This is a genomic window from Nocardia sp. NBC_00511, from assembly GCF_045161165.1.
GTDB lineage: Bacteria > Actinomycetota > Actinomycetes > Mycobacteriales > Mycobacteriaceae > Nocardia.
Genome location: NZ_CP107849.1, coordinates 3827460 through 3850807, shown reverse-complemented (window position 1 = coordinate 3850807; position 23348 = coordinate 3827460). Strand labels below are relative to the sequence as shown.

21 protein-coding genes and 1 pseudogene are annotated in these 23348 nt (G+C 68.9%); 18 read left to right on the top strand and 4 right to left on the bottom strand.

All coding sequences use genetic code 11. From position 1 onward, the window contains the following. Nucleotides 1-254: 254 nt before the first annotated feature. Together OG300_RS18115 and OG300_RS18110 are read left to right on the top strand one after the other, a co-directional pair. Nucleotides 255-1316: pseudogene (locus tag OG300_RS18115) on the top strand (hypothetical protein); the annotation flags it as partial. Between the two features lie 304 nt (nucleotides 1317-1620). Further along, nucleotides 1621-2517, top strand: a complete 897-nt coding sequence (locus tag OG300_RS18110) for an HAD-IIA family hydrolase (RefSeq protein ID WP_405497447.1) — start codon at nucleotides 1621-1623, stop codon at nucleotides 2515-2517. Between the two features lie 34 nt (nucleotides 2518-2551). On the opposite strand, the gene OG300_RS18105 is transcribed toward OG300_RS18110, so the two are convergent. Beyond that, entirely contained in the window at nucleotides 2552-3310 is a 759-nt protein-coding gene (locus OG300_RS18105) for a class I SAM-dependent methyltransferase (protein WP_405497445.1), read from the bottom strand. Between the two features lie 88 nt (nucleotides 3311-3398). On the opposite strand from OG300_RS18105, the gene OG300_RS18100 reads away from it, so the two are divergent. The 4 genes from OG300_RS18100 to recN are packed head-to-tail and all read left to right on the top strand — an operon-like array spanning nucleotide 3399 to nucleotide 7350. Beyond that, nucleotides 3399-3686 (top strand): hypothetical protein, encoded by a 288-nt coding sequence (locus tag OG300_RS18100; RefSeq protein ID WP_405497443.1) that lies wholly within the window; start codon nucleotides 3399-3401, stop codon nucleotides 3684-3686. A 1-nt stretch (nucleotide 3687) separates the two neighbouring features. Beyond that, complete coding sequence (locus OG300_RS18095) at nucleotides 3688-4584, top strand: TlyA family RNA methyltransferase (protein ID WP_405497441.1); 897 nt, start codon at nucleotides 3688-3690, stop codon at nucleotides 4582-4584. After that, nucleotides 4581-5591 (top strand): NAD kinase, encoded by a 1011-nt coding sequence (locus tag OG300_RS18090; RefSeq protein WP_405497439.1) that lies wholly within the window; start codon nucleotides 4581-4583, stop codon nucleotides 5589-5591. The genes OG300_RS18095 and OG300_RS18090 overlap by 4 nt, the downstream gene beginning before the upstream one ends. Next, nucleotides 5569-7350, top strand: coding sequence for a DNA repair protein RecN (recN, locus tag OG300_RS18085; RefSeq protein ID WP_405497437.1), 1782 nt, complete (start codon nucleotides 5569-5571; stop codon nucleotides 7348-7350). The genes OG300_RS18090 and recN overlap by 23 nt, the downstream gene beginning before the upstream one ends. Nucleotides 7351-7418: 68 nt before the next feature. Here recN and OG300_RS18080 read toward each other — a convergent pair whose 3' ends face one another. Further along, a complete protein-coding gene (locus OG300_RS18080; protein WP_405497435.1) occupies nucleotides 7419-7838 on the bottom strand; it encodes an SRPBCC family protein in 420 nt (139 codons plus the stop codon). Between the two features lie 162 nt (nucleotides 7839-8000). Between OG300_RS18080 and steA the strand changes: the two genes are divergently transcribed. The 11 genes from steA to der all read left to right on the top strand — a co-directional run bounded on the left by steA (nucleotide 8001) and on the right by der (nucleotide 20666). Beyond that, nucleotides 8001-9212, top strand: a complete 1212-nt coding sequence (gene steA / locus OG300_RS18075) for a putative cytokinetic ring protein SteA (protein ID WP_405497433.1) — start codon at nucleotides 8001-8003, stop codon at nucleotides 9210-9212. Between the two features lie 7 nt (nucleotides 9213-9219). Continuing rightward, nucleotides 9220-10140, top strand: a complete 921-nt coding sequence (locus OG300_RS18070; protein WP_405497431.1) for a copper transporter — start codon at nucleotides 9220-9222, stop codon at nucleotides 10138-10140. 119 nt (nucleotides 10141-10259) lie between these two features. Further along, complete coding sequence (locus tag OG300_RS18065; RefSeq protein ID WP_405497429.1) at nucleotides 10260-11981, top strand: CTP synthase; 1722 nt, start codon at nucleotides 10260-10262, stop codon at nucleotides 11979-11981. 77 nt (nucleotides 11982-12058) lie between these two features. Further along, a complete protein-coding gene (locus OG300_RS18060) occupies nucleotides 12059-12709 on the top strand; it encodes an NUDIX domain-containing protein (protein WP_405497427.1) in 651 nt (216 codons plus the stop codon). Between the two features lie 100 nt (nucleotides 12710-12809). Then, nucleotides 12810-13730 (top strand): site-specific tyrosine recombinase XerD, encoded by a 921-nt coding sequence (xerD, locus tag OG300_RS18055; RefSeq protein ID WP_405497425.1) that lies wholly within the window; start codon nucleotides 12810-12812, stop codon nucleotides 13728-13730. A gap of 190 nt (nucleotides 13731-13920) precedes the next feature. Then, a complete protein-coding gene (locus tag OG300_RS18050) occupies nucleotides 13921-14814 on the top strand; it encodes a ParA family protein (protein WP_405498584.1) in 894 nt (297 codons plus the stop codon). Nucleotides 14815-15047: 233 nt separating this feature from the next. After that, nucleotides 15048-15911, top strand: a complete 864-nt coding sequence (locus tag OG300_RS18045; protein WP_405498583.1) for a segregation and condensation protein A — start codon at nucleotides 15048-15050, stop codon at nucleotides 15909-15911. A gap of 95 nt (nucleotides 15912-16006) precedes the next feature. Beyond that, nucleotides 16007-16678 (top strand): SMC-Scp complex subunit ScpB, encoded by a 672-nt coding sequence (gene scpB / locus OG300_RS18040; protein ID WP_405498582.1) that lies wholly within the window; start codon nucleotides 16007-16009, stop codon nucleotides 16676-16678. Between the two features lie 12 nt (nucleotides 16679-16690). Then, nucleotides 16691-18520 (top strand): pseudouridine synthase, encoded by a 1830-nt coding sequence (locus OG300_RS18035; protein ID WP_405497423.1) that lies wholly within the window; start codon nucleotides 16691-16693, stop codon nucleotides 18518-18520. Between the two features lie 65 nt (nucleotides 18521-18585). Then, nucleotides 18586-19254 (top strand): (d)CMP kinase, encoded by a 669-nt coding sequence (cmk, locus tag OG300_RS18030; protein WP_405498581.1) that lies wholly within the window; start codon nucleotides 18586-18588, stop codon nucleotides 19252-19254. Then, a complete protein-coding gene (gene der / locus OG300_RS18025; protein WP_405497421.1) occupies nucleotides 19251-20666 on the top strand; it encodes a ribosome biogenesis GTPase Der in 1416 nt (471 codons plus the stop codon). Before cmk ends, der begins: the two co-directional genes overlap by 4 nt. A gap of 89 nt (nucleotides 20667-20755) precedes the next feature. Here the strand turns inward: der and OG300_RS18020 are convergent, their stop codons facing one another. Next, nucleotides 20756-21640: a LysR family transcriptional regulator gene (locus OG300_RS18020; protein ID WP_405497419.1), complete on the bottom strand. Its 885-nt coding sequence runs from the start codon at nucleotides 21638-21640 to the stop codon at nucleotides 20756-20758. Between the two features lie 88 nt (nucleotides 21641-21728). Here OG300_RS18020 and OG300_RS18015 point away from each other — a divergent pair, with 88 nt between their 5' ends. Next, nucleotides 21729-22982 carry an MFS transporter gene (locus OG300_RS18015; RefSeq protein ID WP_405497417.1) on the top strand — a complete coding sequence of 418 codons (1254 nt, stop codon included), beginning with the start codon at nucleotides 21729-21731 and terminating at the stop codon, nucleotides 22980-22982. On the opposite strand, the gene OG300_RS18010 is transcribed toward OG300_RS18015, so the two are convergent. Beyond that, a complete protein-coding gene (locus OG300_RS18010) occupies nucleotides 22918-23229 on the bottom strand; it encodes a hypothetical protein (protein ID WP_405497415.1) in 312 nt (103 codons plus the stop codon). The genes OG300_RS18015 and OG300_RS18010 overlap by 65 nt on opposite strands. Nucleotides 23230-23348: the final 119 nt, after the last annotated feature.

Here is a 23348-nt window from a genome sequence, read left to right as displayed (position 1 = left end):
GTGGATTCAACCGCGGCGGCAGTGGCGCTGGTGGGGACCGTCGCGAAGGCGGGTTCAACCGCGGTGGCGGTGGCGACCGTCGAGAAGGTGGATTCAACCGGAGCGGTGGTAGCGCGGGTGGTGACCGTCGTGAAGGTGGTTTCAACCGCAGTGGCGGCGGAGATCGTCGCGAGGGTGGATTCAATCGCGACAATGACCGTCGTGAGGGTGGATTCAACCGTGGCGGGGGTGACCGTCGTGAAGGCGGCGGCTTCAACCGCACCGGCGGTGGGGATCGTCGTGAAGGCGGGTTCAACCGTGACAACGACCGTCGCGAGGGCGGGTACAACCGCGGCGGCCGGGACGGCGAAAACCGTGGCGGCGGGCGCGGATTCAATCGTGACGGCGGCAACCGCGACGGTGGCAACCGGGACTTCGGCAAGGATCGGGGTGAGGAGCGAAAGGGCTTCGCGCGCAATGGATCCGACGATGACCGTCGTGAGAACAAGAGCGAGGAGCGGTCGTTCGAGCGGCCCGAGCGCGCCGAGCGTTCGGAGCGCCCCGAGGGCGGTCGGTCCTTCGACGGTGGCCAGGACCGTCGTCGTGGCGGCGAGGGTGCGCGGGTCGGTGGCGGCGGTCAGTCCGGTGAGCGGCGTTCGAGCCGTCCGGACGAGCCGGAGCTGCCGGACAATGTGCAGCCCTCCGATCTCGACGGTGCCGTCCGCCGCGATCTGCTGAGCCTGGACAAGACCAATGCCGAGGCGGTCGCCCGGCACCTGGTGATGGTGGCGCAGCTGCTCGACGAGGATCCGGAGCTGGCGCTCGAGCATGCGCGTGCCGCCCGGCAGCGGGCCGGCCGGATCGCCGTGGTGCGCGAAACCGCCGGTGTCGCGGCCTATCACGCGGGCGAGTGGGCCGAGGCGCTCTCGGAGCTGCGGACCGCGCGCCGGATGTCCGGTGGTGCGGGTCTGCTGGCCGTGATGGCGGACTGTGAGCGTGGCCTGGGCCGCCCGGAGCGTGCGATCGAGCTGGGTCGTAGTGACGAGGCTCGGGCGCTGCAGGGCGACGAGGCGACCGAACTGCGCATCGTGGTGGCGGGCGCGCGGATGGATCTCGGTCAGCACGATCAGGCCGTGGTCACGCTGCAGACCGCCGAGTTGGATCCCGCGCGTACGGGTTCCGCCGCGGCGCGTCTGTTCTACGCATATGCCGAGGCGCTGCTCGCCGCCGGTCGCGCGGAGGAATCGCTGACCTGGTTCATGAACGCGGCCTCCGCCGACCTCGATGGTGAGACCGACGCCGAGGAACGCGCCGCCGACCTGGCCGAGGGCGGCAGCGACGACGAGGGCGAGGACGCCGACGACTGGACCTCGGCGCTCGACGACGACGAGGACGACTCGGAAGACGACAACACCGAGGACGCCGAGACCGCGGACGCGGCAACCGCTTCCGATGCTCCGGCCGTAAGCGACAAGCCCGCGGTCGACGCCGAGGATTCCAGTACCGACCAGTAGGTCGTCCATGACGCATTCCGCCACGTCCCGGGTCCTCGTGCAGGCTCCCGGGGCGTGGCGGACATACTTTGAGCGGAAGGTCGGCCGGATTCGTTCCGGCCGATGATGAAGGCGAAAGGACGGCGTCATGCGGCTGCGGGATCGATTCGGTGCCCTGCTACTCGATCTGGACGGCACGCTCTTCCGGGGGCACGAGGTGATTCCCGGTGCGCCCGAGGCGCTTTCGAACGGAGCGCCGGACGGTCAGCGCCTGGTGTACGTGACCAACAATGCGAGTCGCTCGGCGGTCGGGGTCGCCGAGCATCTGCGTGACCTGGGTTTCGCGGCCTCCGAGGACGAGGTGGTGACCAGCGCCCAGGCGGCCGCGCACTTGCTGGCCGGACGGCTCGCGCCCGGTTCGACCGTCCTGGTCGTCGGCACCGATGATCTGGTCGCCGAGGTGGAAGCGGTTGGCCTGCAACCGATCCGGCGTTTCAACGGTTCGGCTCCGGCCGCCGTCGTGCAGGGTCACTCCACCGCGACCGCCTGGCCGGATCTGGCCGAGGCCGCCTATGCCCTGAGTGCGGGCGCACTCTGGGTGGCCGCCAACACCGATGCCACCCTTCCCAGCGAGCGCGGCCTCGCCCCCGGCAACGGTTCGATGGTCGCGGCCCTGCGCCACGCTTCCGGCCTGGAACCGGTGGTGGCGGGCAAGCCTTTCGCCCCCCTCATGCAGGATGCCTTGGCGCGCGCGGGCACTCGCGAGGCCCTGGTGGTCGGCGACCGCCTCGACACCGATATCGACGGCGCGCACACCAGCGGCCTGCCGTCGCTGCTGGTCCTCACCGGCGTGAGCACCCTCGAGGATCTGCGCGACCAACCGGCCGACCGGCTTCCCACCTACGTCGCGCATTCCCTGGACGCACTCAACAACCCGATTGCCGAGACGCCCCCGGTGACCCCCGCCGACGGTGACATCGCCAAGGTGCTCGCGGCCCGCCTCGACGAGAACCCCGGCCGTGCGATCGCGGTCACCGCTTCCTGAGCTGTGATGTCCGCGGCCGTCGGGATGTGAAGTCTCACACTGGTTTACGCGCCTCGAACAGGGTGCGTGCCGAGTAGGCGACGAACGGTCTTTCGCTCTCGATCTGCCGGTGCAGGTCGTGGAGGCGGTCGCGGTACTGCTCGACGGTGAAGCCGGGAACCATCCAGATGACCTTGCGCAGGAAGTAGACGACCGCGCCTATGTCGTTGAACTCCATGCGAAGCCGTTCCGGCTGCGCCTGCAGGATCTCCAGCCCCGCGGCCCGGGCGTCGGCTGCCTCGGTACCCGGGTCGCGGCCGAGGCGGGCCTCGGGCTGCGGGCCCAGGAAGTATTCGACGACTTCGAAGACGCTGGCCGGGCCGACGTGCTGGGCGAAGTAGGTGCCGCCGGGGGCCAGTACGCGGGCGATCTCGCTCCACCACACGGTGGCCGGGTGGCGGCTGGTGACCAGGTCGAAGGCGTTGTCGGCGAATGGAAGTGGCGGCTCGTCCGGGTCGGCGACCACGACCGCGCCGCGCGGGTGCAGCAGGGCGGTGGCCTTGGCCAGATTCGGTGGCCAGGATTCGGTGGCGACCATGGTCGGCGGGAGCACGGCGGCTTTCGCGAGTACTTCGCCGCCGCCGGTCTGGATGTCGAGGGCGGCGTGCGCGGTCGCCAGCCGTCGCGCCTGCTGCCGCTGATAGCCCCAGGACGGGCGCGCTTCGGTGGCGCGGCCGTCCAGCCAGGAGAAGTCCCAGCCGTCGACGGAGACGGCGGCCGCCTCGGCGATCAGATCATCGAAGTTGCGGTCCATTTGCCCAATCCTGTCAGCCGGTGGCAAGTTGTTTTCGGAGCCTGGGTACGTGTGTTCGAATGCGGGTTCGGGTAGCGTTGTGGCCACGATGACTACGCCCATGCCTCGCCCGCAGTTTCCGGTGCCGGGACCCCCGTCGGGGCCGTCCGCGCCCCGCCCGGGCGCACCGCTACCCGGTCAGCATCTGGCGGGTGCGAATCAGGAGTTCGCCGACCCGCAGCGGATCCGCGCCGACGTCGACGCCCTGCTGTCTGAATTGTCGGCAGGCGCACGGGATTCGGTCGGTGACGGCACCGATATCGTGCGCCGCGGCAAGATTCTCGAGCAGGCGCACGACGTGCTGGTGCAGGCGCTGGCCACGGTGGACAAGATCTGAGGTGGCCAGGCGCGCAAGGGTGGACGCGGAACTGGTTCGCCGCGGGATGGCGCGATCGCGGGAACACGCGGTCGAGCTGATCGCCGCGGGACGTGTCCTGATCAATGGAACGGTCGCCACCAAACCGGCGACCGGAGTCGAGACGAGCACCCCGCTGGTGGTGCGTGACGAACCCGACGAGGTGCAGTGGGCCTCGCGCGGCGCGCACAAACTGCTCGGCGCGCTGGAAGCGTTCGAACCGCTGGGCGTGTCGGTCTCGGGTAAGCGCTGCCTGGACGCGGGCGCGTCGACCGGTGGATTCACCGATGTGCTGCTCTCGCGCGGCGCGAAAGAGGTGGTGGCCGCCGATGTCGGCTACGGCCAGCTGATCTGGCGGCTGCAGAACGACGACCGCGTCCACGTGCACGACCGCACCAATGTGCGGCAGCTGAACCCCGAACTCATCGGCGGCCCGGTCGAATTGGTGGTCACCGACCTGTCGTTCATCTCGCTGGCGCTGGTGCTGCCCGCGCTGGCGTCCTGCTGCGCGCCGGGCGCGGACCTGCTGCCGATGGTGAAACCCCAGTTCGAGGTCGGCAAGGACCGCGTGGGATCCGGTGGCGTGGTGCGGGATCCGGTGCTGCGCGCCGAGGTGGTGCGCGAAGTCGCCGCCACGGCAGCCACACTGGGCCTGCGCACGCACGGCGTGGTCGCCAGCCCGCTGCCCGGTCCGTCCGGGAACGTCGAATACTTCCTGTGGTTGCGCAAGGAATCCGAGGGAAATCCGGGCGAAACGGCCGCGGACCGGGATTCGACGCCCGCTGATGGCGCGAGCGTCGGTGCGGGCGCATACGATTCTGACGAGGCGGCGCGTGTTGCGGCGCTGATCGATCGGGCGGTGCAGGAGGGTCCACAGTGAACGCGGCGAGCACGGCCAGGGAAGTACTGCTGGTCGCGCATCCCGGGCGGGCGGAGATCACCGATACCGCGCACCGGGTGGCGAAGATCCTGTGCGGTGCGGGCATCGGGCTGCGCGTCCTCGAGGATGAGGCGTACAGCACCCGCTTCGACGTCGACGACCAGGGTGTGGCGGACGGCTACCCGGCGCGGGTCGTCGCCCATGATCCGGAGGCCGCCGTCGGTTGCGAGATGGTGCTGGCCCTCGGTGGCGACGGCACCTTCCTGCGGGCCGCGGAACTGGCGCGGGCCGCGTCGGTGCCGGTGCTCGGAATCAATCTGGGCCGCATCGGTTTTCTCACCGAGGCCGAGGCCGAGAACCTGGATGAGGCGCTCTCGCAGGTGGTGCGGCGCGACTACACCATCGAAGAGCGCATGACCATCGATGTCTGCGTCCGCGTGGAGGACGTGGTGGTGGAGCGCGGCTGGGCCCTCAACGAGGCCAGCATCGAGAACGCGGCCCGGATGGGCGTGCTCGAGGTGGTGCTCGAGGTCGACGGCCGCCCGGTGTCGTCCTTCGGCTGCGACGGTGTGCTGATCGCCACTCCGACCGGGTCCACCGCGTACGCCTTCTCGGCGGGCGGGCCGGTGGTGTGGCCGGAACTCGAAGCGCTGCTGGTGATTCCGAGCAATGCCCATGCCCTGTTCGCGCGGCCGCTGGTGACCAGCCCGCAGTCGCTGATCGCGGTGGAAACCGTTGCGACAGGCCATGACGCGATAGTTTTCCTCGACGGCCGACGCACCCTCGCATTGCCGCGGGGCGGCCGGGTCGAGACGGTCCGCGGGACCGAACCGGTGCGCTGGGTGCGGTTGGATTCCGCACCGTTCGCAGACCGGATGGTGCGCAAATTCCAGTTGCCCGTGACAGGCTGGCGAGGCCGCTCGTCTGGACGGACAGGCGCGGCGAGCGCAGGCGCGATCGATGACCGCCGAACGGAGAGCACGAGTGCTGACAGAGATCAGGATTGACGGGCTGGGCGTAATTTCCACCGCCACCGCGCAATTCCATGAAGGACTGACCGTGCTGACCGGTGAGACCGGTGCGGGCAAGACGATGGTGGTGACGAGCCTGCACCTGCTCAGCGGGGCGCGCGCCGATCCGGGACGGGTCCGGCTGGGCGCGTCGCGGGCGGTGGTGGAGGGCCGTTTCACCGTCGATGACGTGCACGACGGCGCGCTCGGCGAGGTCGAGGAGGTGCTCGCGTCCTCCGGCGCCGAACGTGACGACGACGGCAGCATCATCGCCGTCCGCACGGTCGGCAGCGACGGGCGTTCCCGGGCACATCTGGGTGGTCGTGGCGTACCGGCCGCGGTGCTCGCGGATTTCACCACCCCGCTGCTCACCGTGCACGGGCAGAACGATCAGCTGCGGTTGCAGCGGCCCGATCAGCAACTGCACGCTCTCGACCAGTTCGCGGGCGACGCGGTCGCCGGGCATCTGGCCAAATATCAGAAGGCGCGCCGAATCTGGCTCGAGGCCCGCACCCAGCTCCTCGAAAGGACCGCGCGCAGCCGGGAATTGGCCCTCGAGGCCGATCATCTCACCCAGTCCCTGAACGAAATCGACGCTGTCGCACCCGAACCCGGTGAGGACGAGCACCTGGTGGCGGAGGTGCGGCGGCTCTCGGATCTGGATTCGCTGCGCGAGGCCGCCTCCACCGCGCACGACGCGCTGGCCGGTCCGGCCGATTCACCCGGCGAGGATTCCGGTGCGCTGGATCTGCTCGGCACCGCCCGCGCCCGCATCGAAGCCTCCGACGACCCGGCGCTCAGCGGGCTGGCTCCCCGTCTGGGCGAGGCGATTTCGGTGGTCGTGGACATGGCCACGGAACTGAGCTCGTACCTGTCGGATCTGCCGTCGGATCCCGGTGCGCTGGAGTCGATGCTGACCCGGCAGGCCGAATTGAAGACGCTGACCCGCAAGTACGCACCCGATATCGACGGTGTCATCAAGTGGGCCGACGAGGCGCGCACCCGGCTGTCCTCGCTCGACGTGTCGGAGGAAGCCTTGGCCGCCTTGGCCGCCGAGGTCGAGACCGCCGCGGAGAAGGTCCGTGAGACCGCCCGCAAGCTGACCACGGCGCGCACCAAGGCTGCGGGCAAGCTGGCCACCGCGGTGAGCACCGAGCTGGGCGGACTGGCCATGGGCCGGGCGCGGCTCGAGGTCGGCGTGGCGCCCGCGCCCGCGGGCGTACAGGATTCGGCTCCGCTGCTGGTCGAGGGCAAGGAACTGCATGCCGGGTCGACGGGTGTAGACGAGGTGGAGTTCCGCCTCGCCGCGCACTCCGGCGCGCATCCATTGCCGTTGAGCAAGAGCGCTTCCGGCGGTGAACTCTCGCGCATCATGCTGGCCCTCGAGGTGGTGCTGGCGAGTTCGGAGCACGGCACGACCATGGTGTTCGACGAGGTCGACGCCGGTGTCGGTGGTCGCGCCGCGGTCGAGATCGGCCGTCGCCTGGCCCGTTTGGCCCGCACCCACCAGGTCATCGTGGTCACCCACCTGCCGCAGGTGGCGGCCTTCGCCGACACCCACCTGGTGGTCGACAAGGTCGACGACGGCAAGGGCGTGAAGTCCGGTGTGCGCTCGCTGAGCCAGGACGAGCGGGTGGTGGAACTGGCCCGCATGCTGGCGGGCATGGGGGACACCGAAACCGGCCGCGCCCACGCCTGGGAGCTGCTCACCACCGCCCACTCCGAGAAGGTCGGCGCGGCGGCATCGGGGGAGTAGCCCCGAATACACGCGCGCCCCGCACGACCGGCTGCGGTCGGGGCGGGGCGCGGCGGAAAAGCGAACTGCTACTTGATGGCCTTGCGGACGCCGCCGATGAGGGCGTTCGTCAGGGCGCGCAGGCCGGGCTCGAGGATCTGCGCCGGGATGGGCAGGCTGGGCTCGGATTCCATCGTGTACACGACCCGGGTCCCGCCGGGGGCGTCGGCGAAGGTGACGGTGCCGACGTGACGCTTGACGGGCGCCCCGGCGATCACGCGGTACACCATGCGCTCGTTGGGGACGAGCTCGGTGGTCTCCTCGGTCGGGCCGATGCCCGCGACGCCGAGCTGGTACTGCGCACCGACGCCCGAGGGGCTGCCGATACCTGGCTTCTTCAACGTAACCTTAATGGGCAGATAGGCATTGAGGCTGTCGCGCTCGGTGAAGAGCTTGTAGACAACGTCCCGCGGAGCGGGGAGAACGGTATCGACTGTGCTGGTGGCCATGACGGCATTGTCTCCTTTCGTGCCGGTGTCCGGAGCATAACCTTACTGACGGGTAAGCCGACAGGTGCGCTGCGTGAACCCGCAGCATCACTGTGGCGAATGGCGATCCTGACCGGCGCGCCTACACCATTGGTTGAGACTTTGGGGTAATCATCGGTTGCTATGAAGCTGCCGGCCTTGCTCTCGCGTCCAACCGAAACGCTGCCAGGTCTGACCGGGATGGCCCGGGTGGACCGCAACACTCGGCGATTGCTGCAGCGAGTGGGGCCGGGAGACATCGTCGTGCTCGATGAGATGGACCTCGATCGGCTCACAGCCGACCGGCTGGTCGAGGCCGGGGTCGCGGTGGTGGTCAACGCCTCGCCGTCGATCTCCGGGCGGTATCCGAATCTCGGGCCGGAAGTGCTGGTGGCCAATGGGATTCAACTTCTCGACGCGGTCAGCTCGGACGTGTTCACCCGGATCAAGGACGGCACCAAGGTGCGCGTCGAAGCCGGAATCGTCTACTCCGACAAGCTCTCGAAGAAGGAACCCGAGGCGCTGGTCGAGGGCATCGAGCTCACCGATGTCGCCATCGCCGAGCGCATGATCGAGGCCCGCAACGGGCTCGCTGATCACCTGGAAGCGTTCGCGGGCAACACCATCGAGTTCATCCGCACCGAATCCTCGCTGCTGATCGATGGAATCGGGGTGCCGGACGTCGTATTGGACATGAAGAAGCGGCATGTCGTGGTCGTCGCCGACGGACCCGAGCACATCGAGGACCTCAAGCGGATCAAGCCGTTCATCAAGGAGTACGCGCCCATCCTGATCGGCGTGGGCCGTGGCGCGGACACCTTGACCCGCAATGGATATCGCCCCGACCTGATCGTCGGCGACCCGGAGGAGATCACCGCCACCACGCTGAAATGCGGTGCGGAACTGATCCTTCCGGCCGACACCGACGGGCACGCCAAGGGTCTGGAGCGCATCCAGGATCTGGGCATCGGCGCGACCACCTTCCCGTCCTCCGGCGCGCCCGCCGATCTGGCGCTGCTGCTGGCCGACCATCACGGTGCGTCGCTGATCGTGACCGTCGGCGCGGCCGCCTCGCTCGACGACTTCTTCGATCGCGGTCGCCGCGATTCCAACCCCGCGACCTTCCTGACCCGCCTCAAAATGGGCACCAAGATGATGGATGCGAAGGCCGTCGCCTCGCTGTACCGTCACCGGGGTTCCGGGTGGGCGGTGGCACTGGTGGTGCTGGCCGCGCTGGTCGCGCTGATCGTCGCGGTGCTGGCCACGCACATGGGTGGGGACACCCTCGCCTGGGCCACCGACCTCTGGGATCGAGCGTCGGCGTGGGGACACCGGCTAGTGAACCAGTACAGGTAGGGGACCGATGATTTCCTTTCGCCACCATGCCATTTCGATCGCGGCCGTCTTCCTGGCCCTGGCGGTCGGGGTGGTGCTCGGCACCCGCACGCAGGGCAACGGGCTGTTCCACGGTGGCAGCGACCGCCAGCAGCTCGACAGCGTGCGCGCCGAGAACTCCCGGCTCACCGATCAGGTGAAGGCGGCCGACGCCTTCCTCGCGGGTTCGGCGGGCAAACTGCTGGCGGGCAGTCTCGCGAATCGGACGGTCCTGGTCTTCACCACTCCCGACGCCGACAGCGGCGATGTCGACGCCGTCACCGCGGCGCTGAGCACCGCCGGGGCCGCGGTCACCGGCCGGGTCGGGCTCACCGGCGCGTTCACCGACTCCTCCGAGGGCGATCGCATGCGCACCGCGCTGATGAACGTGGTGCCCGCGGGCGCGCAGCTGAAGATCGACGCGGTCGACCAGGGCAGCCTGGCCGGGGATCTGCTCGGGCAGGTGCTGCTGGCCGATCCGGCCAACGGTCAGTCGCGCGGCACCCCGCAGGAACGCGGCCTGGCCCTCGAAACCCTGCGTGGCGGTGGCTTTCTCACCTTCGGCGACGTGCAGCCCGCTCAGCTCGCGGTAGTGGTCACCGGGGACGGCGCGCGGGCCGATGAGAACAACCGCGGCACCATCATCGCCCGCTTCGCCGGTGGGTTGCGTTCACACGGCGCGGGTGTGGTGCTGGCCGGACGCTACGGCGCGGCCGAGGGCCCGGGTGCGATCGCGGTGGCGCGTTCGGAGGGTGGGCTGGCGAATGTCACCACCGTCGACAACGTGGATCACGAGATCGGCCGCATCACCACGGTGCTCGGTCTGACCGAGCAGCTGGGTGGCGGCACCGGCCGATACGGCACCGGCGCGAAGGCGACCTCGCTCACAGTCGCGGCCATGCCTCGTTGACCGAATTGTCGTGCTATGTCCGGAATCGGTATGTCGGGGCCAGGTTTCGAGCCAATCGCGGGCAACCCGTCGCGCCTGGCGTTCAACCCCTCGCCGGATCCGTGTTACCGTGAAGACCCGTGGGTAATTCACGGATTCCGGCGCGCGCGGCTACGAAACATATCTTCGTCAGCGGTGGTGTCGCCTCTTCACTCGGCAAGGGCCTGACCGCCTCCAGCCTCGGTCAGCTGCTCACTGCGCGCGGTTTGCGCGTCACGATGCAGAAGCTGGATCCGTACCTGAACGTCGATCCCGGCACCATGAACCCTTTCCAGCACGGTGAGGTGTTCGTGACCGAGGACGGCGCGGAGACGGATCTCGACGTCGGTCACTACGAACGCTTCCTCGACCGCGACCTGTCCGGTGACGCCAATGTCACCACGGGCCAGGTCTATTCGAAGGTGATCGCCAAGGAACGCCGGGGCGAATACCTCGGCGACACCGTGCAGGTGATCCCGCACATCACCGACGAGATCAAGAGTCGCATCACCGCGATGACGAATCCTGATCTGCACGGCCAGACCCCGGATGTGGTGATCACCGAGATCGGCGGCACCGTCGGCGATATCGAGTCGCAGCCGTTCCTGGAGGCCGCGCGGCAGATTCGCCACGAGGTGGGTCGCGACAACTGCTTCTTCCTGCACGTCACGCTGGTGCCCTACCTGGGCCCCTCGGGCGAGCTCAAGACCAAGCCGACCCAGCACTCGGTGTCGGCGCTGCGCAATATCGGCATCCAGCCCGACGCGCTGATCCTGCGCTGCGACCGCGAGGTGCCGCAGCCGCTGAAGAACAAGATCGCGCTGATGTGCGATGTGGACGTGGACGCCTGCGTCTCCACGCCGGACGCGCCGTCGATCTACGACATTCCGAAGGTGCTGCACCGCGAGGGCCTGGACGCGTACGTGGTGCGCAAGCTGGGACTGCCCTTCCGGGACGTGGATTGGACCGTGTGGGGCGATCTGCTCGATCGCGTGCACAACCCCCGCGAGCACGTCACCGTGGCGCTGGTCGGCAAGTACGTGGATCTGCCCGACGCCTATCTGTCGGTCACCGAGGCGCTGCGCGCGGGCGGCTTCGCCTCCAAGGCCAAGGTCAATATCCGCTGGGTGCAGTCCGACGAGTGCGAGACCGAGGCGGGTGCGCGCGGGCACCTGCACGACGTGGACGCCATCCTGATCCCGGGCGGCTTCGGCATTCGCGGCATCGAGGGCAAGGTGGGCGCGATCCGCTACGCCCGCGAGCACAAGATCCCGCTGCTGGGCCTGTGCCTGGGTTTGCAGTGCGTGGTGATCGAGGCGGCGCGCTCGGTGGGTCTCAAGGACGCGAACTCCGCGGAGTTCGAGCCCGACACCAAGTACCCGGTCATCTCGACCATGGCCGATCAGGAGCAGATCGTCGCCGGTGAGGCCGATCTGGGCGGCACCATGCGGCTGGGCGCGTACCCGGCTGTGCTGGAAAAGGATTCGGTGGTCGCGCGGGCCTACGGCGAGACCGAGGTCTCCGAGCGGCACCGGCACCGGTACGAGGTCAACAACACCTTCCGCGACAAGATCGCCAAGAGCGGGCTGAAGTTCAGCGGCACCTCGCCCAACGGGCACCTGGTCGAGTTCGTGGAGTACTCGCAGGACAAGCACCCGTTCCTGGTCGCCACCCAGGCGCACCCGGAGCTCAAGTCGCGTCCGACCCGGCCGCACCCGCTGTTCGCGGCGCTGATCTCGGCGGCGCTGGAATACAAGGCCGCCGAACAGCTTCCGGTCGAGATCCCCGAGTCCGCCGAGGCGGGCGAGAAGGTCTCCAAGTAGGTTCCCGGCATTATCGCGATCCGCCCGAGCACTCACCGAGTGCTCGGGCGGAGTCGTATCCGCGCTACGGTTCTCGGATGACGTCCTCCGGTTCTGCCCCCGGCACTCACGAATTCGATGTCCAGTCCAGTCGCACCGTGTACTCGGGCGCGATCCTCGCGCTGCGGCTCGATGAGGTGGTGATGCCGGGTGGTCGGGTCGCCGAGCGCGAGGTGATCGAGCATCACGCGGCGGTCGCGGTGGCGGCGCTCGACGAGGACGAGAACCTGGTGCTGATCAACCAGTATCGGCATCCGATCGGGCGACGGCTGCTCGAACTGCCCGCCGGACTCCTCGACAAGCAGGGTGAGGATCCCCTCGAAGCGGCCAAGCGGGAGCTGGCCGAGGAGACCGGGCTGGCCGCTCGCGACTGGTCGGTGCTGGTCGACGTGGCGCTCTCGCCCGGCTTCACCGACGAGGCGCTGCGCGTCTACCTGGCCACCGGCCTCTACGAAACCGACCGGCCCGACCCGGAATTGGAGGAGGCCGACATCGAGATCCGTCGCGTCCCCCTCGCCGAGGCCGTCCGCGCCGCGCTCGCCGGTGAGATCACCAACGCCACCGCGGTCGCCGGTGTCACCGCGCTGATGACCGCCCGCGCCTCCGGAGCCGAACTCCGTCCCGCCGACGCCCCCTGGCCCGGCATGCCCACCGCGTTCCTGGAGCGAAAAGCCGCGGCGAAAAGCTGAGTGATCCGACACATCTGGGGCGATTTGCCCGAATCCGCCACGGGCTCGGGCCACTCCGCGCTTCCCGGGAATTGTCGGGGGCGGCTGTAATGATGTGGCGATGCTGAAGCGGCAGGTCGACGCGTACCTCGATCATTTGACGGTCGAGCGTGGCGTGGCGCGCAATACGCTCAGCGCGTACCGGCGGGATCTGAACCGGTACCAGGCGTATCTCGCCGGGCGCGAGGTGGAATCGCTTGCGCGGGTGGCGGAATCGGATATCGCGGAATTCATGGTGTCGCTGCGGGCCGGGGACGGGGAGCATCCGGCGCTGGCGGCCAGTTCGGCGTCGCGGGCGCTGGTGGCGGTTCGGGGGCTGCATCGGTTCGCGACGGCCGAGGGCATCACCGACGCGGATGTGGCGCATCCGGTGAAACCGCCCACACCTGCGCGAAGGCTGCCGAAAGCGCTGCCGTACGACCAGATTTCACGGCTGCTGGACGCGGCGGGCGGGGCGGCGGGGGACGGGCCGCGCGGATTGCGGGATCGGGCCCTGCTGGAACTGCTGTACTCCACCGGCGCGCGGATCTCGGAGCTGGTCGGACTCGACGTGGACGATGTCGACGCCGCCGAACGCGCGGTGGTGTTGCACGGCAAGGGCGGAAAGCAGCGCATGGTGCCGATCGGGCGGCCCGCGCTGGCGGCCCTGGACGCGTATCTGGTGCGCGGGCGGCCCGCGCTCGCGGTGCAGGGGCGCGGCAACAGCGCGCTGCTGCTGAATCATCGGGGCGGCCGGCTATCGCGTCAAAGCGCTTGGCAGGTCCTGCAATCCGCCGCCGAACGCGCCGGAATCGCAGCTCAGGTGTCCCCGCACACCCTGCGGCACTCGTTCGCCACGCATCTGCTGGATGGTGGCGCGGATGTGAGAGTTGTCCAGGAGTTGCTCGGTCATGCCTCGGTGACGACGACCCAGATTTACACTCTGGTGACCGTCGGGACGCTCCACGAAGTGTGGGCAACCGCGCATCCGCGTGCCCGCTAACAGGTCTGAAGTGCAGGTTTAGGGTGCGTGTCCGAGCAATGGTCTGGTGTGAACAGGCGGTAGCGTCTAGAAAGAACCGGAACGCACACGCGACCGGTCGCGTCGTCAGCGGCACTTCGTTGGGCGGGGCAAGGCTAGGAACGTCGAAGGAGCAGCGGACGTGACGACAACCGGTGGTGCGGGCCGGCGGATCGAAACCGCCGCGCAAACGCTGTGGGAGGCACCCGATACGGCCTCCGGAGCGGAACTCGGTCCTACCGGTCGTCCGCTGCGCGAGATCCCCGAGCCGCCGCCCGCGGATCATTCCGGTCCGGCGCTGATCGTGGCCATGTGCAATCAGAAGGGCGGGGTCGGCAAGACCACCTCCACCATCAATCTCGGTGCGGCGCTGGCCGAATGCGGGCGCAAGGTGCTGCTGGTCGATCTGGATCCGCAGGGCGCGCTGTCGGCGGGTCTCGGTGTGGCACACCACGATCTGGACCAGACCGTGCACAACCTGCTGGTCGGGCCGGGCAAGGTGACCGTCGACGATGTGCTGATGAACACCAAGGTCGAGAACATGGACCTGCTGCCCAGCAATATCGACCTGTCGGCCGCGGAGATCCAGCTGGTCAACGAGGTCGGCCGCGAGCACACGCTGGGCCGGGCGCTGGCGCCGCTGCGCAATCGCTACGACTACATCCTCATCGACTGCCAGCCGTCGCTGGGTCTGCTCACCGTGAACGCGCTGGCCTGCGCGGACGGCGTCGTCATTCCGATGGAGTGCGAATACTTCTCGCTGCGCGGACTGGCGCTGCTCAACGACACCGTGGAGAAGGTCCGCGACCGGTTGAATCCGGAACTGGTGCTGTACGGCATCGTGGTCACCATGTTCGATGCCCGCCTGCTGCACTCGCGTCAGGTGATGACGCGGGTGGTCGAGGTGTTCGGTGACCTCGTGTACGACACCGTGATCGCGCGCACCGTCCGCTTCCCGGACGCCAGTGTCGCGGGTGAGCCGATCACCACCTGGGCGCCGAAATCCGGTGGCGCGGAAGCCTATCGGGCCATGGCCCGGGAAGTCATCCACCGGTCGGGCCGTTGAGCGATTCTCTCGATGCCGCGTCCGATCCATTGACGGCGGACGCGGACTCCGACATGCCCGGGGCTGATTCGGCCTCGGGCCTCGGCGTGCTGGGCGATATCGCCGGGGCGGGTGTGGCGGACGCGGCGGTGGCGGAGCCGGATTCGGGCGATGCGGAATCGGAGACCGCGAATTCGGGTGTGCTGGGCGATATCGCGGGTTCCGGTGCCGAGGCTCCGGTGGTTGTCGCGCCGGTGCCCGCCGAAATCCCTGCTACTTCGGACAATTCGGACTCGGATGGCAAGTTTCATCTGAACCTGGCCAACTTCCAGGGCCCCTTCGACCTGCTGCTACAGCTGATCAGCTCGCGCCGACTCGACGTGACCCAGATCGCGCTGCACCAGGTCACCGACGAATTCATCGCCTACACCAAGGCTTTGACCGCCGCCCTGTCCGGGGAACAGGGCCTGCGCGCCGACAAGATCCTCGACCAGACCACCGAATTCCTGGTCATCGCCGCCACCCTGCTGGACCTGAAGGCGGCGCGACTGCTGCCGTCCGGCGAGGTCACCGACGAGGACGACCTGGAACTGCTCTCCGCCCGCGACCTGCTGTTCGCGCGACTGCTGCAGTACCGCGCCTTCAAACAGGTCGCCGCGCTGCTCGGCGAGCTGGAGGCGGCGGCGCTGCAACGGTATCCGCGCGCGGTGTCCCTGGAAGAGCGGTATCTGGCGCTGTTGCCGGAGGTTACGCTGGGGGTGGACGCCGCGGGATTCGCGGAGGTCGCAGCCACGGTCTTCCGGCCGCGTCCCAAGCCGCGGGTCGGGCTGGATCACATCCACGCCCACTCGATCTCGATCGCCGAGCAGGCCGCCCTGGTGCTGGAAATGCTCAAAGCCCGTGGCGTGGGCGGCTGGACGACCTTCCACGAACTCTGCGTCGACTGCGAACTCCCGATCCAGATCGTCGCCCGCTTCCTGGCGCTGCTCGAGCTCTACCGCGGCAAGACCATCGAATTCGAGCAGCCCGATCCACTGGGCCCGCTCGCGATCAGCTGGATCGGCGAGGTCGCCGACCAGCCCGTCCAACCAGTGTCGATCGAGGAGGATTACGGGTGAGCGAATCGGCCGAGGACACACCTGCGGTGACCGATTCGGAGCCGGTCGCCGAGGGTGATTCCGGCCACGCCGGAACGGTTTCCGATCCGGCGGCCGTGAAGGTCATCGACCCCGCGACCGTGGACTGGGACGACGAGGACGAGCCGCTCTCCGAGGAGGAGTTCCGCTCGGCGCTCGAGGCCATGCTGCTGGTGGTCGACGCGCCCGCACCGGTGGATCTGCTGTCCTCGGCCATGCGTGATCACCCGATCCGGGTCGAGACCGCGCTGCGGGAGATGTCGGCGGAATTGACCGCGCGCCGCAGTGGCATGGATCTCAGATTCGTGGGCGACGGATGGCGTTACTACACACGGACGGAATTCGCGCCCTACGTGGAACGTATGCTGTTGGACGGCGCACGTTCGAAACTCACCCGGGCCGCTTTGGAAACACTGGCGGTGATCGCCTATCGTCAACCGGTTACCCGGGCCCGAGTGAGTGCGGTGCGCGGTGTGAATGTGGATGGCGTGATCAGGACCCTGCTGGCGCGGGGGCTGATCGCGGAGGCCGGAACGGACCCGGAGACCAACGGCACTCAGTACCTCACCACCGAGCTGTTCCTGGAACGGATCGGACTCGCGTCGTTGGCGGATCTGCCGCCTTTGGCGCCGCTGCTCCCGGGCGTCGACCTGATCGACGAGATCAACGAGAGCCTGGACACCGACCCCCGGTACACCAGGCTGAAGAAACCGTCCGAGGCGAATATCGACCTCGGTACCGAAGACTGAAATTAGGACAACGTGAATACACCCGCTCGCCGAGATGGCACACCGGATCGTAGGAAACGTGGCAGCGAACCGCCCGGTGGCGGTTCCCGCGCCGCCCGAGGCAAGACCGGCGACGACCGGTCCGCCCGCGGCGGCGGCAGCAGCTCGTATGGCAATACCCGCGGCGGCTCTCCCGCTCGCGGCGGATCGCGCGGCGACTCGCCCGCCCGGGGCGGGTCCTTCGACTCGCGCGGCGGCGATTCGCGCGGCGGCGGCAGCCGCGGCGGCTCGAGTTCGTACTTCGATTCGCGCGGTGGTGACTCCCGTGGTGGGTCGGGTTCGTACGGTGGCTCGCGCGGTGGTGATTCGCGTGGTGGTTCCGGTTCGTACGGTGGCTCGCGCGGTGGTGACTCCCGTGGTGGTTCCGGTTCGTATGGCGGTTCGCGCGGCGCGGATTCGCGTGGTGGCTCGGGTTCGTACGGTGGCTCGCGTGGCGGGGACTCCCGTGGTGGCTCGGGTTCGTATGGCGGTTCGCGCGGCGCGGATTCGCGTGGTGGCTCGGGTTCGTACGGTGGCTCGCGTGGCGGGGACTCCCGTGGTGGTTCCGGTTCGTACGGTGGCTCCCGCGGCGCGGATTCGCGTGGTGGCTCGGGTTCGTACGGCGGTTCGCGCGGTGGTGATTCGCGTGGCGGTTCCGGCTCGTACGGCAGCAGCCGTGGCGGCTCCGACGCGTCGCGTGGCGAAAGCCGTTGGGGCGGTGGCGGTTCGCGTGGTGGTGCCGGTGCGCAGGGTGGTTCCTCCTACGGAAACTCCGCGCGCGGCAACCAGTCTCGTGGCAGCGACTCCCGTGGCGATGATGCCCGCGGTGGAGATGCCCGCGGTGGTCAGGCTCGCACCGGATTCGGCGCGGACCGTGGCGGTTTCGGCGCGGATCGCAGTGCCCCGCGCGGTCGCGTCGGTGCCGGTCGGCCGTCGGCTCCGCACGCCGCGTCCAGTGCCGCGCCCAAGAAGACGGCCAAACCGGTCAAGCAGGTCGTGGCTCCGGTCCTGATCAGCAATGCCAAGCCCGCGCGGCGTCAGCATGTCGAGGGTGAGGCCCAGCAGGGTCCCAAGAAGCTGCCCTGGGGTGAGGGCGAGCGCTTGCAGAAGGTGCTGGCCAAGGCCGGTGTCGCCTCGCGGCGCGCGGCCGAGGAGATGATCGAGGCCGGTCGCATCGAGGTCGACGGCAAGATCGTGACCGAGCAGGGCCTGCGCATCGATCCGGAGACCGCGGTCGTTCGTGTCGATGGTGTGCGCGTGGTGATTCGCGGCGAGCAGGTGTACCTGGCGCTGAACAAGCCCAAGGGCTGGCAGTCCACCATGGCCGACGAGATGGGCCGCCCGTGTGTCGGTGACATCGTGGCCGAGCGGATCGCGGCCGGGCAGCGGCTGTTCCACGTCGGTCGCCTGGATGCCGACACCGAGGGTCTGCTGCTGCTGACCAATGACGGTGATCTGGCGCATCGCCTGATGCATCCGTCCTTCGAGGTCTCCAAGACCTACCTGGCGACCGTCAACGGCGAGGTCAACCCGAAGACGGTCGGCAAGCTGCTCAAGGACGGCGTCCAGCTCGACGATGGTCCGGCGAAGGTGGACAAGTTCCAGGTGCTCGAGGTCGGCAACGGCAAGTCGCTGGTGAAGATCGTGCTGCACGAGGGTCGCAAGCACATCGTGCGCCGCCTGCTGGACGCGGTCGGCTACCCGGTGAACGCGCTGGTGCGTACCCATATCGGGCCGATCATGCTGGGCGAACAGCGGCCGGGCACGCTGCGGGTGCTGGGCCGGGACGAAATCGGGAAGCTCTACGGGGCGGTGTCGTTGTGAACGGTGTGGGAAGTTTGATCGACACGACCGGCGCGCGGACCGGTTCGGCGGGTCTGGTCGTCGCCATGGACGGTCCGTCGGGTACCGGCAAGTCGAGTGTTTCGCGGCTGCTGGCGACCCGGCTGGAGGCCAGCTATCTCGACACCGGCGCCATGTACCGGGTGGCGACGCTGCGCGTGCTGCGCGGCGGCGTCGACCTCGAGGATCCGGCGGCGATCGCGGTGGCGGTCAAGGAGCTGCCGTTGACCATCGGCACCGATCCGAGCCGGGAGCTGATCCTGCTCGACGGTGAGGACGTGTCCGCCGAGATCCGCGGCAACGCGGTGACCAAGGCGGTGTCGGCGGTGTCGGCGGTGTCCGAGGTGCGTGACCAGCTGGTCGCGCTGCAGCGGGATATCGCGGCGTCCGCCGGTCGAATTGTGGTGGAGGGCCGCGATATCGGCACGGTCGTGCTGACCGGGGCCGACGTCAAGATCTATCTGACCGCTTCGGCGGAGGCGCGGGCGCAGCGTCGCAACGCGCAGAACATCGCGGAGGGTCGCGGCGACGATTTCGAGGCCGTGCTGGCCGATGTGCAGCGCCGCGACACCCTGGATTCCACGCGGAAGGTGTCGCCGTTGCGCCCGGCGACCGACGCGGTGCTGGTGGACACCAGCGATCTGAACAAGGACGAGGTCATCGACGAGCTGTATCGCGTTGTGGCCGAACGTATTTCGGCAGGAGGCGGGCAGTGACTCAGGACACCTTCGCTGGTGACGGTATTTGGTCGGACGAATCCGATTGGGACGTCGCCGAATTCGCGGGTGAGCAGGATGCCGAGCACATTCCGCTGCCCACCCTCGCCATTGTCGGCCGCCCGAACGTGGGCAAGTCGACGCTGGTGAACCGTATTCTCGGCCGTCGTGAGGCCGTCGTGGAGGACATCCCGGGCGTGACCCGCGATCGCATCTCCTACGAGGCCAACTGGGCCGGACGGCGTTTCATGGTGCAGGACACCGGCGGCTGGGAGCCGGACGCCAAGGGTCTGCAGCAGGCGGTGGCCCGGCAGGCCGCCGTGGCGATGGAGACCGCCGACGCGATCGTCGTGGTCGTCGACGCCACCGTGGGCGCGACCGCCGCCGACGAGGCGGTCGCCAAGACGCTGCGCCGCTCCAAGACCCCGGTGATCCTGGTGGCCAACAAGGTCGACAACCAGAAGCTGGAGTCGGACGCGGCAGCGCTGTGGTCGATGGGTCTGGGTGAGCCGTTCATGGTTTCGGCGGCGCACGGCCGCGGCACCGGTGATCTGCTGGACAAGATCCTGGCCTCGCTGCCCGAAACTCCCCGTGAGGGAACGGGTGTCGTGGGCGGTCCGCGCCGCGTGGCGCTGGTCGGCAAGCCGAATGTCGGCAAGTCGTCGCTGCTGAACAAACTGTCGGGCGAGGAACGCTCGGTGGTGCACAATGTCGCGGGCACCACGGTGGACCCGGTCGATTCGCTGGTCGAATTGGGCGGCAAGCCTTGGCGTTTCGTCGACACCGCGGGTCTGCGCCGCAAGGTCGGCAATGCCAGCGGCCACGAGTTCTACGCCTCGTTGCGCACCAAGTCGGCGATGGAGGCCGCCGAGGTGGCGGTCATGCTGATCGACGCCTCGGAGCCGCTCACCGAGCAGGACCTGCGGGTGATCTCCATGGTGGCCGAGACCGGCCGTGCCCTGGTGATCGCCTACAACAAGTGGGATCTGGTCGACGAGGATCGTCGCGAGATGCTCGAGCGCGAGATCGACCGTGAGATGGTGCAGGTCCGCTGGGCCCAGCGCGTCAACATCTCCGCCTCGACGGGCCGCGCCGTCCAGAAGCTGGTCCCCGCCATGGAGACCGCCCTGGAATCCTGGGACAAGCGCATCTCCACCGGCCGCCTGAACAACTGGCTCAAAGAGGTAGTGGCCGCCACCCCGCCCCCCATGCGCGGCGGCCGCCTCCCCCGAGTCCTGTTCGCCACCCAGGCCTCCACCCGCCCGCCCACCTTCGTCCTGTTCACCACAGGCTTCCTGGAGGCCGGCTACCGCCGCTTCATCGAACGAAAGCTCCGCGAGGAGTTCAACTTCGACGGCTCCCCGGTCCGCGTCAACGTCCGAGTCCGCGAAAAGCGCGAACGCAAGAAGTAACCGCGACCGACCAACTCCGGCCCGGGTGACCACGTCACCCGGGCCGTTCTGTGTCTTTCGCCGCGAATCACGATGCCCGACAGCCTTTTTCAGGGTTGGTGGCGGGTGGACCAGGTGGTGGTGAAGGTGCGGAAGAGGTGGACGGGGGTGGTGGGGGTGGCGGTGGGGGACCAGATCAGGCCTACGTCTCGGGTGGCGCCGGGGTCGGTGAGGGGGATGGTGGTTATGCCTGGGGGAGTGGGGGATTCGAGGGGGATGAGGCCTATGCCGAGGCCGGCGGCTATCAGGCCGGAGACGGTCATCAGGTCGCTGGATTCGAAGGCGATGCGGGGGCGGAGGTCGGCGGCGGCGCAGAGGTCGTCGAAGAGGCGGCGCATGCCGAAACCCTGGTGCATGGTGATGAATTCGGCGTCGGAGAGGTCGGCCAAGCGGAGGTGGCGGTGGGTGGCCAGGCGGTGGTCCTGGGGGACGGCCAGGACGAGGGGTTGGCTCAGGAGTTTGCGCCAGCCGATGCCGGGGAGGCTGGGGCGGGGGGAGACCAGGGCCAGGTCGGCTTCGCCGTCGAGGACCTGGCGGGTGATCACCTCGGCCGCGCCCTGGAAGAGGGTGAAGTCGACTTTGCCTGCGGTGCGGCGGAATTCGGCGATCAGCTGGGGTGCCAGCGAACTGCCGAAGGAGTGCAGGAACGACAGGCGGATCAGGCCCTTGGCGGGGTTGAGGCGGTCGGCGACGGCCTGTTCGGCGGCCTGGAGTTCGGCGCGGGCGCGGCGGGCGTGCTCGTAGTAGAGGCGGCCGTTGTCGTTGAGGGTGATGCGTTTGCCGTGCCGGTCGAACAGCGGCGTGCCGAGGCGGCGTTCCAGGCGGGCCAGCATGCGCGAGAGGGTGGGCTGAGCCAGGTGCAGGCGGTCGGCGGCCGCGCTCACGTTCTCGGTTTCGGCGAGTGTCGTGAACCACTCCAGGTCCGCGCCGAGCATGCCGCCCCCTCGCTATATGCCGTCAGTACATCAACCTTGTGTTCATTATGCATTTCCGTTCTAAGGACCCGTGGGGCGAAGGTGAATCATGACCAGCGTCCAGGGAACCGCCGCCGCCACGCTCGACCGCCCGGCGGCCACCCACGAGAAGCGGGTCACCATCGCCCTGTTCGCGGCCGGGCTCACCACCTTCGCGGCCATGTACAGCACCCAGTCGCTGCTGCCGAGCCTCTCCGCGGCCTTCGCCGTCCCGCCCGCCCGTGCGGCGCTGGCGGTTTCGCTGACCACGGGCCTGCTGGCGTTGAGCATCATTCCGGCGGGCCTGCTCTCGGCGCGGATCGGGCGGACCCGGGTGATGATCGGGTCGGCGGTCGCGGCGTCGGTCCTCGGCCTGCTGCTGCCGCTGTGCGCGAACTTCGACATGCTGCTAGTGCTGCGGGCCGCGCAGGGTATCGCGCTGGCCGGGGTGCCCGCGGTGGCGATGGCGTATCTGGCCGAGGAGATCGGAGCGGGTGGCCTGGGCGCGGCCATGGGCGTCTACATCGCGGGCACCACCATCGGTGGACTGGCCGGGCGGCTGATTCCCTCGCTCGCCCTCGAGGTGACGTCGTGGCGCTGGGCCGAGGTCGCGGTGTCGCTGGCGGCGGCCGCCTGCACCGTCTGGTTCGCGCGCACCCTGCCGCCCTCGCGCGGATTCGTCGCGCGCCCGGCCGGATTCGGCGTCATCGTCGGTGATCTCGCCGCCCAGTTGCGCAATCGCGGCCTGCTGCCGCTGTTCGCGCTCGCGTTCCTGCTGATGGGCAGTTTCGTGTCCGTCTACAACTACCTGGGCTACCGCCTGACCCACGCGCCGTTCGAATTGGCCCCTGCCATAGCCGGATTGGTGTTCGTGCTGTATCTCGCGGGCACGGTCGCCTCGGCCTATACGGGGCGGCTGGCCGACCGGCTGGGGTATCGGCGGGTGCTCGCGGGCTCGGTGGTGCTGATGGCCGCCGGTGCGGTGGTGACCCTGCCGGACCGCCTGGACGTCGTGCTGGCCGGGATCCTGCTGTTCACGACCGGGTTCTTCGGCGCGCACACGGTGGCGAGCACCTGGGTGGGCACGCTGGCCGAAAACCGCGGCGCCGCATCGTCTCTCTACATGTTCGCCTACTACCTGGGCAGCGCGGTGGTGGGCAGCGGCATGGGGATCGCGTACGCGGCGGGCGGCTGGGCCGGACTGCTGACCGGTATCGGCGTGCTGTTCGTGCTGGCGGCGGTGCTGGTGGCGCTGACGGCTACCGCGGATCGCGGGACGGTGAATCGTGGGACTGTGGATCGGCGACCGGATCCGCGGGGGTAGCGACGCAGTCCGGATCGGCGCTGTCCTCGGTGACATCCGCGCAGCCGGGTAGGGCCAGCGGGTCGGGGTGGGTGCGCGAGACCGGAATCGGTTGCGCCGGACCCGCGGTGGCGGGCACCGCGCCGAGTACGAACGCGGTGGCGAGCCCGCCCAGCAGCAGCGCCATGGCCGCGGCGGCCAGGGTGGGCCGCAGGTGTGACGGCGGCGCTGCGTCGAGCCCCGGGTGGGGCGCCGGGGTGACGACCATGGCGAACTCCTAGCGAAACAACAGCCACTGCACAACATTTCGCATGGCGTGCGCACATCGTGAAGTTCGCCGGGTGTACCCGTCAAGCTGAAACGGCCTGGTTAGCGCAGTGTTTACGC